The 15,246-nt window shown below is 48.6% G+C and carries 15 protein-coding genes; 4 read left to right on the top strand and 11 right to left on the bottom strand.

What is annotated here, in order from left to right; genetic code table 11:
• Nucleotides 1–223 precede the first annotated feature (223 nt).
• Nucleotides 224–652, top strand: coding sequence for a thioesterase family protein (locus PHQ97_03935; GenBank protein ID MDD4391885.1), 429 nt, complete (start codon nucleotides 224–226; stop codon nucleotides 650–652).
• A 273-nt stretch (nucleotides 653–925) separates the two neighbouring features.
• A complete protein-coding gene (locus tag PHQ97_03930) occupies nucleotides 926–3,496 on the top strand; it encodes a mechanosensitive ion channel (GenBank protein ID MDD4391884.1) in 2,571 nt (856 codons plus the stop codon).
• Nucleotides 3,497–3,556: 60 nt separating this feature from the next.
• Here PHQ97_03930 and PHQ97_03925 read toward each other — a convergent pair whose 3' ends face one another.
• The 6 genes from PHQ97_03925 to PHQ97_03900 form a co-directional block, all read right to left on the bottom strand.
• Entirely contained in the window at nucleotides 3,557–4,498 is a 942-nt protein-coding gene (locus PHQ97_03925) for a DMT family transporter (protein ID MDD4391883.1), read from the bottom strand.
• 165 nt (nucleotides 4,499–4,663) lie between these two features.
• Complete coding sequence (locus PHQ97_03920) at nucleotides 4,664–5,155, bottom strand: prolyl-tRNA synthetase associated domain-containing protein (protein MDD4391882.1); 492 nt, start codon at nucleotides 5,153–5,155, stop codon at nucleotides 4,664–4,666.
• A gap of 147 nt (nucleotides 5,156–5,302) precedes the next feature.
• Complete coding sequence (locus PHQ97_03915; protein MDD4391881.1) at nucleotides 5,303–7,069, bottom strand: PAS domain S-box protein; 1,767 nt, start codon at nucleotides 7,067–7,069, stop codon at nucleotides 5,303–5,305.
• 96 nt (nucleotides 7,070–7,165) lie between these two features.
• Complete coding sequence (locus tag PHQ97_03910) at nucleotides 7,166–8,440, bottom strand: MFS transporter (protein ID MDD4391880.1); 1,275 nt, start codon at nucleotides 8,438–8,440, stop codon at nucleotides 7,166–7,168.
• Between the two features lie 121 nt (nucleotides 8,441–8,561).
• Nucleotides 8,562–9,326 (bottom strand): HAD-IIA family hydrolase, encoded by a 765-nt coding sequence (locus PHQ97_03905; protein MDD4391879.1) that lies wholly within the window; start codon nucleotides 9,324–9,326, stop codon nucleotides 8,562–8,564.
• Between the two features lie 129 nt (nucleotides 9,327–9,455).
• The gene (locus PHQ97_03900; GenBank protein ID MDD4391878.1) at nucleotides 9,456–9,692 is read right to left on the bottom strand and encodes a hypothetical protein; all 237 of its coding nucleotides are present in this window, start codon (nucleotides 9,690–9,692) and stop codon (nucleotides 9,456–9,458) included.
• Between the two features lie 46 nt (nucleotides 9,693–9,738).
• Between PHQ97_03900 and PHQ97_03895 the strand changes: the two genes are divergently transcribed.
• Nucleotides 9,739–9,894 (top strand): hypothetical protein, encoded by a 156-nt coding sequence (locus PHQ97_03895; GenBank protein ID MDD4391877.1) that lies wholly within the window; start codon nucleotides 9,739–9,741, stop codon nucleotides 9,892–9,894.
• A complete protein-coding gene (locus tag PHQ97_03890; protein MDD4391876.1) occupies nucleotides 9,875–10,057 on the top strand; it encodes a hypothetical protein in 183 nt (60 codons plus the stop codon). Before PHQ97_03895 ends, PHQ97_03890 begins: the two co-directional genes overlap by 20 nt.
• A 96-nt stretch (nucleotides 10,058–10,153) precedes the next feature.
• Here the strand turns inward: PHQ97_03890 and PHQ97_03885 are convergent, their stop codons facing one another.
• The 5 genes from PHQ97_03885 to PHQ97_03865 all read right to left on the bottom strand — a co-directional run bounded on the left by PHQ97_03885 (nucleotide 10,154) and on the right by PHQ97_03865 (nucleotide 14,246).
• Nucleotides 10,154–10,264: a hypothetical protein gene (locus PHQ97_03885; GenBank protein ID MDD4391875.1), complete on the bottom strand. Its 111-nt coding sequence runs from the start codon at nucleotides 10,262–10,264 to the stop codon at nucleotides 10,154–10,156.
• Between the two features lie 134 nt (nucleotides 10,265–10,398).
• Nucleotides 10,399–11,400, bottom strand: coding sequence for an ornithine carbamoyltransferase (gene argF, locus PHQ97_03880; GenBank protein ID MDD4391874.1), 1,002 nt, complete (start codon nucleotides 11,398–11,400; stop codon nucleotides 10,399–10,401).
• A gap of 466 nt (nucleotides 11,401–11,866) precedes the next feature.
• Complete coding sequence (locus tag PHQ97_03875; GenBank protein ID MDD4391873.1) at nucleotides 11,867–12,118, bottom strand: hypothetical protein; 252 nt, start codon at nucleotides 12,116–12,118, stop codon at nucleotides 11,867–11,869.
• Between the two features lie 148 nt (nucleotides 12,119–12,266).
• Nucleotides 12,267–13,349, bottom strand: coding sequence for an aspartate carbamoyltransferase (gene pyrB / locus PHQ97_03870; protein MDD4391872.1), 1,083 nt, complete (start codon nucleotides 13,347–13,349; stop codon nucleotides 12,267–12,269).
• 252 nt (nucleotides 13,350–13,601) lie between these two features.
• Entirely contained in the window at nucleotides 13,602–14,246 is a 645-nt protein-coding gene (locus tag PHQ97_03865; protein MDD4391871.1) for an N-acetyltransferase, read from the bottom strand.
• Nucleotides 14,247–15,246 lie beyond the last annotated feature (1,000 nt).

The following is a 15,246-nucleotide window of genomic DNA, read 5'->3' as shown; positions in this document are numbered from 1 at the left end:
TAGCCTCTCATTAAATCAGCACCCTTCGGTCGGACTGGGGAGCAAAATTTTCGACCCTAAAGCGCAGCGCCACTCAGCCTGTAACCAGCTGATAAAATTAACCTATTATTTCACATCGGTCACCAGCTCGCGCCATGGCAGAAACGCTTTTATTACTTAAAAACCTCGACAAGAATACCGGTTTTCAGACATCTGATTATCATTCAACACAATGGAGGAGCCCATGAAAGATTCCTTAAAACCCGGCTTGACGTTTGAATTCAAATTTGAAGTCCCCGACTCAAAAACCGTACCCAGTCTGTATCCCGAAGCTTCCGAATTTCAGGTCATGCCAAAGGTCTTTGCGACCGGCTATCTGGTCGGTTTATTCGAATGGGCCTGTATCCGGGCAATTAACGCCCATATTGAATGGCCCGAAGAACAGACCGTGGGAATCAGCGTCAACATGAGCCATCTGGCCGCCACCCCTCCCGGGCTGACCGTGACCGTTAAGGGGACATTAACGCAGGTCAAAGGCCGTAAGCTTACCTTTGACCTGGTAGCCGATGACGGGGTGGAAAAAATTTCAGACTGTACCCATGAACGCTTTGTCGTCTACGCAGACAAGTTTAATGAGGGCGTCAAAAAAAAACATGCCCGGGCACTGAGATAGCCTCCATCCGGAAACAGAATATTTTTTCAAATGCCGACCGATACGGGGATTCACACCGACACATCCTGATTCCCCGCATCGCGCATTTTGCAGGCCATCCGCGGGCAACTTGTCACCGGCAACATTACTGCCCTGTCATATCCTTTTACCAGCAGTAACTGATTTTCCGCTTGATATAAATACCCATTTTAGCACAATGATGATATTCTGTTTTTTCCCGGTAGATCTTGAACGGTCTGCGCTGCTTCTATTACCCTACAGGATATTGCCACAATGAAACGACAAAATACGGCCTTTGTGAACTCAATACCGACAAGGATATTCGCGTATCTGCTTCTGATATGCCTCCTGCCCATGGATATTTCTGTTTCCTTTTCACAAAATGCGACACCCGAGCGGCTTCCCCCGCCCTCCAGTTATGCCGACCTTGCCGCATCCATGGAAACGGCCCTTCAAACCGAAAAAAGCCAGATCAACGAGCTCAAACTCCAGCTCAAGCAGATTACAGACTACGGCAAGGCCCTGACCACGGAAATCAATGCCTATAAAGTTCTCTTATCCGTTCACAGCAATCTGCTGCTGATGCCGCAGGTTCAGATCGAAAATATAGAGAAAGCCTGGAGAGAAAACAAGCTGGCGGTCGACAGCGTAACCCCACAGTTAAAAATTTCAGCCGAGCAGGCGGAAGTGTTCGGAGAAAAGCTCAAACAGATCCAGGAGCAACAGGACCTGAATAAAAAGCAGCTGTCCGACATACGCACCGATGCCTCCAGAGATCCCAACGGCAAAATTCTTATCAACAAAATGCAGTCACTTACGGATGTCCTCGTTTCAAAGCAGCGGATTCTCAAGAAAATTTATGATGTTTACACCAGCCAGACAAACGAGCTCGACACCACACTGACATCCTTGTCAGAGTTGGCCGACAAATTCGACCAACAAATCAAATCCCGAAAAAAGCAACAGCTGTTTGAACGCAGAGCAAACCTTCTCGGGGTGCTTAACTGGTCGTACTTTAAAGAAGAGTTGCAACTTTTATCCCAACAGTTCATATCCCTCGGGCTGAAACCATTCTGGCAAACCGAACTGCGCCCATTATGGGCGGCTGATGGTCTTCAGGCGTTCACTTTCCTGATTCTGCTGCTCACCACAACAGCCGGGGCCATCCGGCTTGGCTTTTTTTTCCGCCATCTCAGGCAGTGTTATATTTCTGCGGAGAGATACCCGTGGAGATACATAGGGATAAAACTGTTTCAGCGGTCGCTGATTCTGCTGGGCATTGGCCTGTATACATACCTGTTCGCCCAGTTCAACGCCCTGTATGCCACCGTACCCATCATTCGGACCATCTTTCTGATTTTGATGATTCTGCTGGCCACCCGATGGGGCCTGGATGTATTGAAATTTTCAAAACCGTTGAATCTGTTTTCCATCAATGAAACCCGCAGGAGATTGCTTCGTTTCGGCCTGATATGGGTGCGCTGTTTTGCCATCGTTTATCTTTGCATTGAATGGCTGCTCGGCAGTTCCGGTGTATTATTGATGGCCTGGCGGATGTTCTTCGGAATCAGCCTGATCGTATGGAACCTGTTATTCTGGAAAAATATGCAATCCCAGGTCCCTCCTCCGGAAAAACCCGTCTCCAAGCTGTCCCGCGTACTTCAACCCCTGGCCATTCGACTGTGCTACGGCATCATGATCGGCGGTTTTCTCATTGAACTGGCAGGGTATGGCTCACTGGCGCTGTACTGGTATACGTCCTGGGGCCGCAGCGCCATTATCGGACTGTGGGCGCTGATCCTCTTCCATGTGGTAAGAGAGTGGGAAACAGAGTTCCAACAGGAAGCAACGGCCAGCGCAGAAAAGCTCAGAAAACCCGGCTATACGTTAAAATGGCTGTTTATTCGATGCTCCTGGTTCCTGTGGGGTTTGACCCTGATCTTGTCTCTGTTGCTGGCCTGGAGTGCCAAGCAGGCGGTTCTGGTGAACATGTTTTCGATTCTGAAGCACCCGTTTGCCATCGGCCAGATGAATTTCAGTCTGATCGGATTGTTTTACGCAGCTGTCATCCTTTTTCTGACCCTTACCAGCGCCCATCTCTGGCGGTATATACTGCATGAACGGATATTGCTGTACAGCGGCCTGGACCTCGGACTGAAAGATTCCATCACCACCATCAGCACGTATCTGATCTGGACCATGGGCATTCTTTTATCCTTATACGCCATCGGCCTCAGCACCACCTCCCTGGTTGTCGCATTTGGTGCGCTGGGTATCGGACTGGGGTTTGGGCTTCAGACGATCTTCAACAATTTTATCAGCGGACTGATTCTTCTTTTTGAGCGTCCCATTCAGGTGGGGGATGCCATTGAAATCAGCGGCGTCTGGGGAACGGTCAAAAAAATAAACGTGCGCTCCACCCTGGTCCAGACCTATGACAATGCCTCCCTGATTATCCCGAATTCCGAATTTATCAGCGCGCAGGTGACCAACTGGAGTTTCAAGGATCAGAGAATCCGCCGCACCATTACCGTTGGGGTGGCCTACGGATCAGATGTCCATCTGGTCCGCCAAAGTCTGCTTGAAATCGCCGAAACCGTCCCGGATATATTGAAACAGCCGAAACCGGATGTGTTGTTTTCTGATTTTGCCGACAGTGCGCTGATTTTCAAATTGAGAATCTGGGCATTGATCGACAACATACTGACGGTTGAAACCAATATCCGGTTTGCCATCGACCGTCTGTTCCGGGAAAAGGATATTGAGATTTCATTTCCTCAATGCGATATCCATATCCGATCCGTCCCGGACCAAACAAAATTTCCACAGGTCGATGAATCATGAGGGCAGTAGGCAGAGGACGTAAAAAAGAACTTTTTTCTTCAATTTATCAGCTATCAGCCATTACAAAGGATGTTCTTTCATTGCTGTCATATCAACAGCCTCTTTAACATGACCTTTCTGGCTGATCAGGACCCCGGCAAATACCAGCAGGGCAGCCAGATACTGGGAGGCAGTAAACTGCTCCCCCAGGACAAGCCAGCCAAAAAACACGGTCAGCACCGGAATCAGATTGACAAAGGCCGAGGCCTGACTGGCGGGAATGCAGCTGACGCCGAAATTGTAACATCCATAGGCGCCAAGCGTGATAAACGATCCGAGATAGATGATCGCCAGTGTTGAAACCGGGTCAAAGGTGGTCGGCAGAGCGGTTGACGGAAAAAACAGCATTCCAAAATAAAAGACACCGCCGGCAAGGGCCTGGATTCCGGTCAGAAAAAAAGGAGGATAACGACGCGTCAGCCGTTTCATTAAAATGGTATACACGGCAGCACAAATCATTGCCAGAAATTCAAGAAAGTTTCCTAACGCCGGATTGGGTGCAGACTCGGATGTCTGGCTGGCTGAACTCATCCAGCATGCCCCGATGATGGCAATGACAAATCCCGATAGCGTTTTAGCGGAGATACGCTCTTTCAGAAATATCCAGGCCGCTATGGCCACCATCAGGGGCATCATGGGCGTGATCATCCCCGCCTGTGAAGCCGTGGTATTTTCAACGGCCTTTGCTTCCAGGATAAAATACACGCATGGCTCGCAGAGGGTCATCAGGAAAATTGTCCTGATATCCCCTTTGCGGTAGGTAAACGCGCCCCTGAATCGATGAAGGATACATAGAAAACATACACTGGCTACCAGCATCCTTCCGAAAATAACGACCATGGGATCATAATGTCGGAAGGCGATCTTTAATGCGACAAATGAACTGGCCCATAAAATCATTGCCACCAGAAGACTCAGGGTGGGAATCATCCTGGATCGTTCAAATTGCTTATAAATTTGCATTATTTCCACCTGCGGTATAAAAGGTTTTATTCCGGACGTATTTGAAAATATTTTTTATATCACTCATTCAACAGGTTTTAAATTAAAAAACGGGATCTCTGAGGTTCACTTTTCCCCGAGGGGATAGCAGAGGAACGGCAGGCGAGGACAGGCATCCCGACCCAATCATATTCGTACATACTGGACGCTGTTGCCGCAGCTGCTCAGAAATTTTTCAAAATCTTCTAAACTGACTGTTACGGTAGCGGTATTGACGTTGGGATGAAAATTAATTTTTTTCGCCGCTTTCAGATCCGTATCGATCACCACTTTTACCTCGTGCCCGGCGTCATTGATCAGGCCAAAGGGGGAGACCGCACCGGTTTTCAATCCCAGATATTTTTCAAGCCGCTGTTCGGAGGCAAAACTGAGTTTTTCTCCGACCCCGCCTGCCATGACTTTGAAATCCACCTTTTTGGAATCTTTCATGACGATCAGGTAATGGGTTTTCCCCTTCTGATTTTTCATGAACAGGTTCTTGCAGTGAACCCCGGGGATTTCCTTCCAGTATCTGGCGGCTTCATCCACCGTATATACGGGCGGATGTTCATGGCGCTCAAACTCAATACCGAGCTGCCCGAGCGCATCATATACCTTCTGTTCATCATCGCTTATCATCACTTTACTCCACATCGCTTCATTTTTTATTCAAGTACGGCGCGTTATTAAACATGACCGAAGGCAGGCGAGCCACGGCCCGCCTGCAACCGATGGCACGTTCGATTGATTTACCGATGTATTCCCCGTCCGGAGTGTCTGGTGGGTCTACTCGAGAGACTGAAGATAGGTTTGCAGATTAACTTTTTTATTCAGAAGCCCTAACTTTTTACGAATATTGTGCCGGTGAAACTCCACCGAGCTTTCCGAAACATACAGCAATTCGGCAATTTCCTTGTTTCCCTTGTCCTCCTTGATCAGATTGGCCACCTGAATCTCCCTCGGGGTAAAGTTCATGAACCTGGCGGACAGCCGACGTGCAAAGGGGGATATGACATCATCGAGATTGGATCGTAAAATCCCGATATATGATTTCTGAAGATCCGCAGACCGTGTTCGTTCCAATTTGTCAAGGTAAGGAACCACCAGGTCCCTGATGTTGAACATTACCTTTTCCTCCATCTCGGATTTGTCCTCGTTTCTCCGTTTCAGCAGGACCCTGAGCGCCGTGTTGACCTCTTCGAGGTTTTCAGACTTGATTTCAAGTTCTTTTTCCCGTTTTTTCAGGATTTCATTCGCCCTGATGCGCTCGGTAATGTCTTCATAGGTGACCAGATAATTGCCCTCGGCCAGGTAAACGGTCCGGAACGATATAATTTTTTCCTCGCCGTTTTTGCATCTGACATAAAAAATGACCGAAGCGGTCTCTTCATTATTTTCTTCGGCCCTGGCGGCGTTTTCCTTCCATGAATCAATGGCCTTCTGCCGATGCGCATGATCCGGATAGGCATGTTCAAACCAGGACGTCAGATCCCGGATATCCTTCAGATCATAGCAGAAAATTTCGGTAAATTTCGGATTGATGTAATGCACGGCGCCATCTTTATTCATAACCGCCAGCCCGAATGGGTCATGCTCAACCAAGGAACGGAACATCTTTTCACTTTTTCTCAGTTCCAGCTCAGCATTTTTTCTGCGATCAATATCCACATGGGTCCCGATGATCTGCAGGGCAATTCCGTTTTGATCCCTTCGGGTTACCCTGCCGTGCCCGAGAATCCATTTCCATTGACCGGACTTGGTTTTCACCCGATATTCAGCTTCGTAGCAGGAAGTTTTTCCTTCGATATGATCCCGCAACGCCTGCTGGACATGAACCAGATCATCCGGATGCATTAATCTGTCCCATTTTTCCTCACTACACCCCAGCTCATCCAGCGCATACCCCGGCATCGCGGCTGAATATTCGGTAAACCGCATATCGCCTTCCACCACGTCAATAACCCACATACCTTCGTTGGCACCTTCAAGCGCCAGTTTAAGCCTGTTTTTGCTTTCCTCCAGATCCCGGGTCCTGTTCCGGACACGCTGATCCAGCTCCTGATTGAGAAGGTTGAGGGCCTCATTGGCTTTTTTCAGCGCTTCTTCAGCATGCTTTCTGGCGGTAACATCCATCCCCTTAACCACCTGAAGCTCTGTGGGTCGGCCGTTATAATAAATATTGTAGACGCTAAACTCCGCATAGATATTCCGGCCACCTTTCTGCGACATTTTGAATTCATATTCACGAATCTTGATATCGCCCCGGATGACTTTTTTCACCATGTCTTCAGCCGCTTTCCAGTCTTCGGGGGCCGGATAAAGGTTATCGAGCCATGAACGGATATCCGGCATTTCTTCATGCGTGTAGCCGGTCAGTTTCTCCATGGCAGAATTATAGTGGACGATACAACCCGTTGTGACATTTCTGATCAATGTCGGAATCGAACTCAGGGCATAAGTATCCCATACGGCCTGAATGTTGAACTGACTCAGCTGTGCTTCGAGCAGAGCGATTTTTTTCTCGAGTTCTTCATACCCTGGTTTATTGTCCATACAATTCACTCCTGTTGCCGGCCGGCTGACGCAGAATTCGCCAGACCGGGTCCGGTTCACACCGGACGATTTAAGAATCCAATACGGATTCACGTCTTATGGTTCTGTTTTCTCTTTCAATGCGGGGACCAGACAAATCAACAGCAGGCCCGCGACCGCCATGATCATATTCAGGAAAAACGCCAGTGCGTATGATCCGGTTGAATCGCAGATCATACCGGTAATCCAGTGAGCAAAGATGGCGCCAAGGCCATAAAAGGGGGTCCATGCACCGATCACCGTCCCGATATACCGCCGGGGAAAATAATCACCGGCACAGGCACCGTAAAGAACAAACGTGACCCCGAAAAATAACCCGATAACCCCGATGAGGACATACAGAATCTGCCATGAAGTTCCTGCGATAAGAATCCCCGCAAGCGCCAGTGCGATACACAGGTTGGATATCGTGATCATCCGTTTTCGTCCAAAAACATCCGACAGGGGCATCATGGACAGAACGCCGATAAGCTGGCATACCCCGTGGATGGATGCCAGAAAGCTGGCCTTTTCAAAAGAGAGTCCGGCCTGAAGCCTGGCAAAATCCACCATGAAAGTCGTAATTCCGTAAACCGCATACGAAATGGCGAAATAAGAGGCTCCGACAATCCAGAAGATCCTGTTGGCAAACACATGGGCCTTCAGATTTTCACTGTCAGCACCGGTTCCTTCTGACAGGTTCCCGACAGGCTGCCCGCCCCCTCCCCAGGGAACGGTCCCGCAACTTTCCGGATTTTCCCTGAGCAGAACCAGATTAACCAGAAGCATGATGATCGCCGCACCTGCCAGCAGAAACCATGCCCCTCTCCAGGTCCAATATTTGGCAATCCAGGGGAAAAGGGCACCCATCAGGGCAAATCCCAATCCAAAGCCAGATGATAAGATACCCAGCGCCATTCCCCGGCGCATCGGGGTAAACCACCGCTGAACCAGCGCCAGAACCGGGGTCCACATCCCCGAGGCCCCGATACCCGCTACCGCATAGGACATGCAGGCAGCACCTACCGTATGCACGGTACCCATCAGCGCCAGGCCCATGCCGAGCACCGCCAGGCAGATGATTATAATCCGTCGTGTTCCGAATCGGTCGGCGAAAAAGCCGGCGACCGGACTGCAAAGGATGTAGACAAAAAGGTAGGCATTGTAGATGGTACCGCCATCTGTCCGGCCGAAGCCAAGCGTGCGGATCATTTCGGGGAATATCAGACTGTATCCATTCCGAGCGGCATAATTGATCAGAAGGTTGAAAAAACAGACGCAGAGAATAATCCACGCCCAATGGACTCCGCGTCCCGGTTCGGATGGCCTGCAATTTGATCTGATGTCGTTCAAATTTACCATTATAAATAAAAGGCTCTGGGGAATAAGGTTTTTCCAGTTAAATTTCAAACAAAAGCATCAGATTCAGGTACAAGGGCGCATGCCGGACTGAGACGCGGTCTTTAACCGACGGTTAAAACAACTCCCGGATCTGAGCGACACGATCATACACAAAATCCGGCTGGATATCACTGACCAGATCGCTCTGCCTGAATTCACCGGTTTTTACGAGAACCGATTTTAATCCGGCATTGTGCGCACCGATAATATCGGAGGACACCTTATCTCCGACCATCACCACCCGGTTTCGATCTACGGTCATGGTGTCCAGGATCATATCAAACACATACCGGTTGGGCTTGCCGATATAGGTGGCCCGGATTCCGGCCGCATCCTCGAGCATCCGTCCATAGGCACCGACCGTCAGCTCCACCCCTCCGAGGCTGCGATCCACCTTTTCGGTGATCATGACAATGAGTTTGGTCCCCCCGAGAAGCAGCGCCACAGCCCGGTTCATATTTTCAAAATTAAAATCCTCCCGATAGTCTCCCAAAACGATATATTCAGGATGTTCGGTATCCTGATTGAAGTCCTTGAATTCCTGAAGCCCCTCGCGTTTGAGCATGACCCAGCAGGATCGGGGATCAAGCGTTTTCAGATATCTGGCCGTAGCAAAAGAGGCCGTAATCACCTCGTGCTCATAGACGGTGAACCCGGTCCGATTCAACTTCTCACAGCATGACTTTCTGCTCTTCAAGGTACTGTTGGTCAAAATTCTGATCTCTATTGATTGACTCCTGAGATAATCCAGAAGTTCCGGTGCCCCGGGATACACTTTCCCCTGATATTCAAGTACCCCGTTGATGTCAAAAATAATTCCATCGAATTGATAATCCATCAGACTGTCTCCTAAATTTCAAAAATCCTGACTTCACTTCTTGGTTAAAACAACAGCATGCGATCGCATCGCAACCATTCCAACACGTATTCAACTATTCAACCGGGGGATCCGCCCCCCGCTGTTGACTTATACCCCCTTGATCATAATGGCGGCCACGGCAACCGGAATGATCATGACAACAAGGGGTTTCCATGCGCCGGACACTCTGACAAAGCCCCTGGCGCCCACATTGCTTTCATTCATAAAGTGGCTGGACTTCCATACATGCGCAGTATACACGGAAATCATCAAAGCGCCTAACGGCATCAGGATGTTTCCGGAAATATAATCTGCCAGATCAAAACAGCTCCGGCCAAAAATCATCACGTCCTTCCAGGGTTCCTGGGACAGGATGGACGCTACGCCCAGAATGAAGATCAACGTCAGCGTAAAACCCGGTCGACGTTTTTCTGCTCATCCGGAACAGATCCGCCAGCGTGGAGGCCACTGCCTCAAGGTATCCGATCCCGGAGGTCAGGCCGGCAAGCACGAGCAGAAAGAAGAACATGATCCCGAAAAACGATGATAGCCGAATCCGACGGGAGATCTGTATCATCGTTCAGGTAACTTCCGTAAATAAAGGCAGTCGCAACGCCAATGCCGACGGCAAAAAACGCCTGCCCGAGTGCGGGCGGGACGGACCCCGTGACATTGTGGCCGCAGTTATGATCAAGCCCGCAAGGGTATAAAAAATGACTTCAACCGGATTGGACGCAAAGGTCTTAAACGTACACAGATGGCAAAGCAGATGAGCAAATATACAAACAGAAACGCTCCACCGCCGTTCACCCCACCATGCAGGGGAAGCGCCAGACGCTTCCCAGACCGATGGCAAACCCGGCCGTGGCCATGATAAATCCGAACCTGCTGCCCCGGCACGCTCTGTTTTCAGACATTTTTTCAGCTCCTTGAACCCGTTTTATGCCTGTTAAAAAACAACAACCATCCGGGAGGAATCCGATATTCATGGCCCCCCGGATGGTTTCTAAATTTCACCTGTTACTTGATTGACCCGACGCATCGATTGCGCTCAGCAACCCAGAGTAGCCACCATGACTGCTTTGATGGTATGAATTCTGTTTTCCGCTTCGGTAAAAACGATGGATGCCGGAGACTCGAACACTTCTTCGGTCACTTCCATGCCGTCCATGCCGAACTTCTGATAAATTTCCTCACCGATAACGGTTGCACGGTTGTGGAACGCCGGCAGGCAATGCATATATTTGACATCGCGATTACCGGTCAGATCCATTGCCCGTTTGTTTACCTGGTAGGCTTTAAGCAGATCAATTCGTTCTTTCCAGACTTCATCCGGCTCACCCATGGAAACCCATACGTCAGAGTAAAGAAAATCACAGTCTTTAACGCCGGCTTTCAGGTCGTCGGTCACGGTAATTCTGGCACCGGTCTCTTTCGCGATTTCCATCGCCCGGGCGACCAGGTTACCGCCGGTCTGAACCGCTTTCGGAGCAACTGAGCGAAAATCCATACCCATTTTTGCCGCACCGATCAGCAGGGAGTTGCCCATGTTGTTTCTCGCATCGCCCATGTAGGCGAACTTGACCTGGCTCAACGGTTTGTCGCTGTACTCCATCATGGTCAAAAAATCCGCCAGGACCTGGGTCGGATGGTATTCATTGGTCAGGCCGTTCCATACCGGAACGCCCGCATATTTTCCAAGCTCTTCGACGATCTCCTGCCCATATCCACGATATTCAATTCCGTCATACATATGCCCCAGAACGCGGGCCGTGTCTTTCATGGATTCTTTTTTGCCAATCTGGGAGCCTGTGGGGCCAAGATAGGTCACATGCGCGCCCTGATCATATGCCGCCACTTCAAACGCACATCGGGTCCGTGTGGAGGCCTTTTCGAAAATCAACGCGATGTTTTTACCCTTCAGCCGCTGCTGTTCGATACCGGCATATTTGGCTTTTTTCAGATCCAGGGACAGTGCCAGAAGAAATTTTATTTCCCGGGGAGTAAAATCCAGAAGTTTCAGAAAATTTCTGTTTCTCAAATTAAACGCCATGGTATTTTCCTTTCATTACAGAAAGACCGTTGTATTTGATTAATTTTTTTACTATTTACAAAACGATTTTTTTCAGCAGCGCCCCCGCAACGGCGCCATGCATTCAGCTGACAAACTGTCGTTGAAAAAACTTATATACAAACCCGGATGATCAGGAACGCAGCCGCTGGCGTGAATGATAAAAAGGCAATGGCTTTTTACAGCAACGGATCTCCATCCGGAAAATAGAATAACCTTCTTATGGATGGCAAAGGGGGTTAATATAACATAACATCATCAGAAATATCAAACCGTTTACAACAGGAACAACAGCTGCCGGATACCAGCCGGCAGGCATATATTGCATCAGTGCCTGCCGTTTCATCCTTATTTCCCCTGCGAAAATCAAATTGTTGTCAATGGTAATGGATCTGATGGGGGGTAATATTATCGCGCTAACCCTAAAAGCGTTTAAACTTCTTCGCTGTTACAGGCTTGCCGGGTAACCTTTGGGATAAACGCCATCCCACGCTACCTGTTTCGGGAAGTAGTCTTCGCAGACACCTTCACGGTAAACGTCTGCAGTTGCACAGTGCAGACCACCGCCGAACGGATATGCGTCACGGAACGGTACCGGAATAACTTCCATTCCGAGTTTGTCCATCTGCTCCATCACATTGGTTTCGCTGGCTTCGATACAAACGGTCTTGTGGGCGGGCTCGATCATAACTGCGGCCATATTCTCTTACGTGTAGTTTCAAAGTCCCGGCCGTTGCCGGCGTACGCCCCAATGATAAGGGCCTCAACAAGAATAAATTGCTATGCACAATTTATTCTTGTTGAGGCCCTTGACTCATAAACCGGAAGGTATCCTCACACGGACGCTATCAGGAAAATTCTTTCATAATCTCGTTTTCAACTTTGAATACGTAAGCAATGAGGGCCGCCCTCAACCACATGCCGTTTCGTTCCTGCCGCCAGTATGTCGCCCTGGGATCCTTGTCGACAGCAACTTCGATCTCATATCGTCTCGGAAGGGGATGCATAATGGCACAATGGGGCTGGATGATGGGCAGATGCTCTTTTTTGAAATGGAATTTCGGATAGGTACCCGCCTCAGATTCGGGCCCACCCGGATATTCGCTTTGAATCCGGGTCATGTAAATCGCGTCCACCAGAGGCATCACACTTTCAAAATCTTCCGTCTCGTGAAACGGAATGCCGTGCTTGTCGAGAAACTCCTTGATATCATCTCGTATCCGGAATACTTCCGGCGACACGAAATACAGGGAGACATCTTTATAATTTTTCATCAGATAGCTGAGTGAACGAACGGTCCGTCCCCGTTTCAAATCGCCGACAAAAGCAATCTTTTTGCCATCCAGACCGCCGATATTCACGAATGATCTTTCGAGCGTATAAATGTCCAGCAATGCCTGGGTCGGATGCTGATCCGGACCGGACCCCCCATTGATGACAGGCACAGGCCGATCTGTCTGATTCAGAAGCCAGGACATTTTTTCTGCAAAACCGGCCTCCGGATGCCGGACGATAATCATATCCGCATAGCTTGAAAATGTCCGGATCGTATCCTCCTGAGATTCACCCTTGACCTCTGAGCTGGTAGATGTCGCACGGATTTCCGATATATCCACGCCGAGAATCTGACAGGCATTTAAAAAGGATAAAAATGTACGGGTGGACGGCTGAACAAAATAAAGCATGGCACGCTTGTGCGCAAGAAGCCCTTTCAATTTTATCAACCCGGTTTTGGTCTTTGCCATGATCCTGATTTTGTCGGCAAGTTGACACATCAGGTTTAAAAATTCACGATCAAACTGCTGGGCAAAAATAACATCAAAAATACGGTCATCCCGCATCAAAACGGATAATTTTTCCGTTATCGGTTTGCTGTAAAATTCTTCCCAGCCCTCATATTCCTGGGCCGTCGGCTCCACAAAATAGTTCATAAGAATCACCTGTTCACTTAAAATGTTTTTTTTAGCATTCTGAACTAACCAATACCTATAAAATTCAAACGATTAACGATCGGTCCCCATTTGGCGGTCCATCAGGCTATCCGATCAATATGATATTATTGGAATATTATCTTCAGATTTGCAGGGCGTCAATAAGAAAGGATTTGCGCGAGAAACTTTTCAGGGCAGTCGATGGATTTTATTGCGAAAAAAGATACGGCTGCACGGCTCAAACCAACCGCGTTACAATTCTTTAATCATACCAATTTCGTCACAATTAAAAAATTTCGGGCAACAGCTGCATTCCGCCCAGACCACATGCGGAAGCTGTTCCCGACTCCTGGCTTCAAAGCCCAGTGATCTGAAAAATTCTTCTGCAAGGGTAAAGGTAAACAATTTTTTTATCCCCAGACGCCTGGCATCTTTCTCCATATATTGAACCAGTCGCGTCCCCAATCCCCGACGGTGAAAAACAGGATGCACCGCGACCGAGCGAATTTCGGCCATATCACCCCACAGCACGTGAAGCCCGCCGCACGCAATAATGGTTTCTTTCTTTCCGGATGCGCTGCCATCCTGCCCGTCGTTTTCCCCGTCCGACTCATTACAGACCACAATAAAATCTCTGATATTTTCATACAGCGTCCGGGGCCCCCGGGGGAGCATCAATTTGGAGACGGCAAAGCCGTTGATCAGTTTCATTACCTCCTGGACATCGGATACGCAGGCTTTTCGAACGGTCAGGTCCAGATCAATTTCACTGCAAATCCCGATTTCGGGAAACCCGACGGTACCCGGACCGGCCTGGGGCGGACATTCCGGAGGAAGGTCAACATAATGCATATGCGTCCTTTCCAACGTTAATTTACATGCGATATTCTGTTCCATTTGCTCCCTCCTGAACCGAAAAAATCCCCTGTATTCTACATAAAAAAACACCCGGTTTTTTTGGGCAACAAAGGAAAAGTTTTGTACTTTGAAACGTTTTCCCCTTATTGTCAAGAACTAATCCTGATTAGGCCAGTTTGTGCTTTTTAACAAAATTTTCTACGATTTCTGCCAGGGCTGGATTACCGATTTCCTGCAGGTCACAGTAAACCCGGGTATTGGGTTTCTTGATGTCAATAATGCAGCGGTAAAAGCAACGACATTATATGCTGCATTGCCACGATAACAGGTGTTGAAATTGTGGAAATCTCTTCCAGCTGCACCGATAATGATTACATTTTTTTCGCCATTTTAATTTTCCTCCTGTCATGTTTATTAAAATATTGTATCGGGGGGTACCTATGGTATGCTAATCTTAATTTACAACACATGACCATTCGATCCATTATGTTGTGAGTATCACAATTTTATTTGACGATGTTACCCATAATACAGGTAGTTATTATCAGTATATTCCTATTGGTAACCACCCGGATCGCACCGGCCGCAAGGGCCGGTCTAACCCGATAAGCAGGCATTGCTTGCCGTTTTTTCCGGCGGGTCAACGCATTTTACGGCCTATTCACTTTTTTCCTTTATTAATCCCGGCACACGATATGGCGCAATCCCGGGAAAAGATGCCGGCAATGGGCGGAACGGAGGCCGCGACATTGCGGCCGCAGTTATGATCAAGCCCCTCTTTCCATTTTTCATTGCGGTGTTAAAGCATCAGTATCAGTATTTAACTGATGCTTTAGCTGTAGTTTCCTGGCAACACACCCGTAAAAAATCATGATACATTTCATATGATTAACTGCCTTTACAAAACATTTATCCGAAAGAAGGCCTGAGGGCCCGCACATCCGGTTTAAGCGCCTGCTCTTTAAACCCGTTATTCTTAAGTTTATCGGATGATATACGTCATCTGACATAAATTCGGCTAAACACAAAATTAAACATG

The organism is Desulfobacterales bacterium (assembly GCA_028704555.1).
Taxonomy (GTDB): domain Bacteria; phylum Desulfobacterota; class Desulfobacteria; order Desulfobacterales; family JAQWFD01; genus JAQWFD01.
This window is presented reverse-complemented; position numbering and strand designations above follow the sequence as displayed.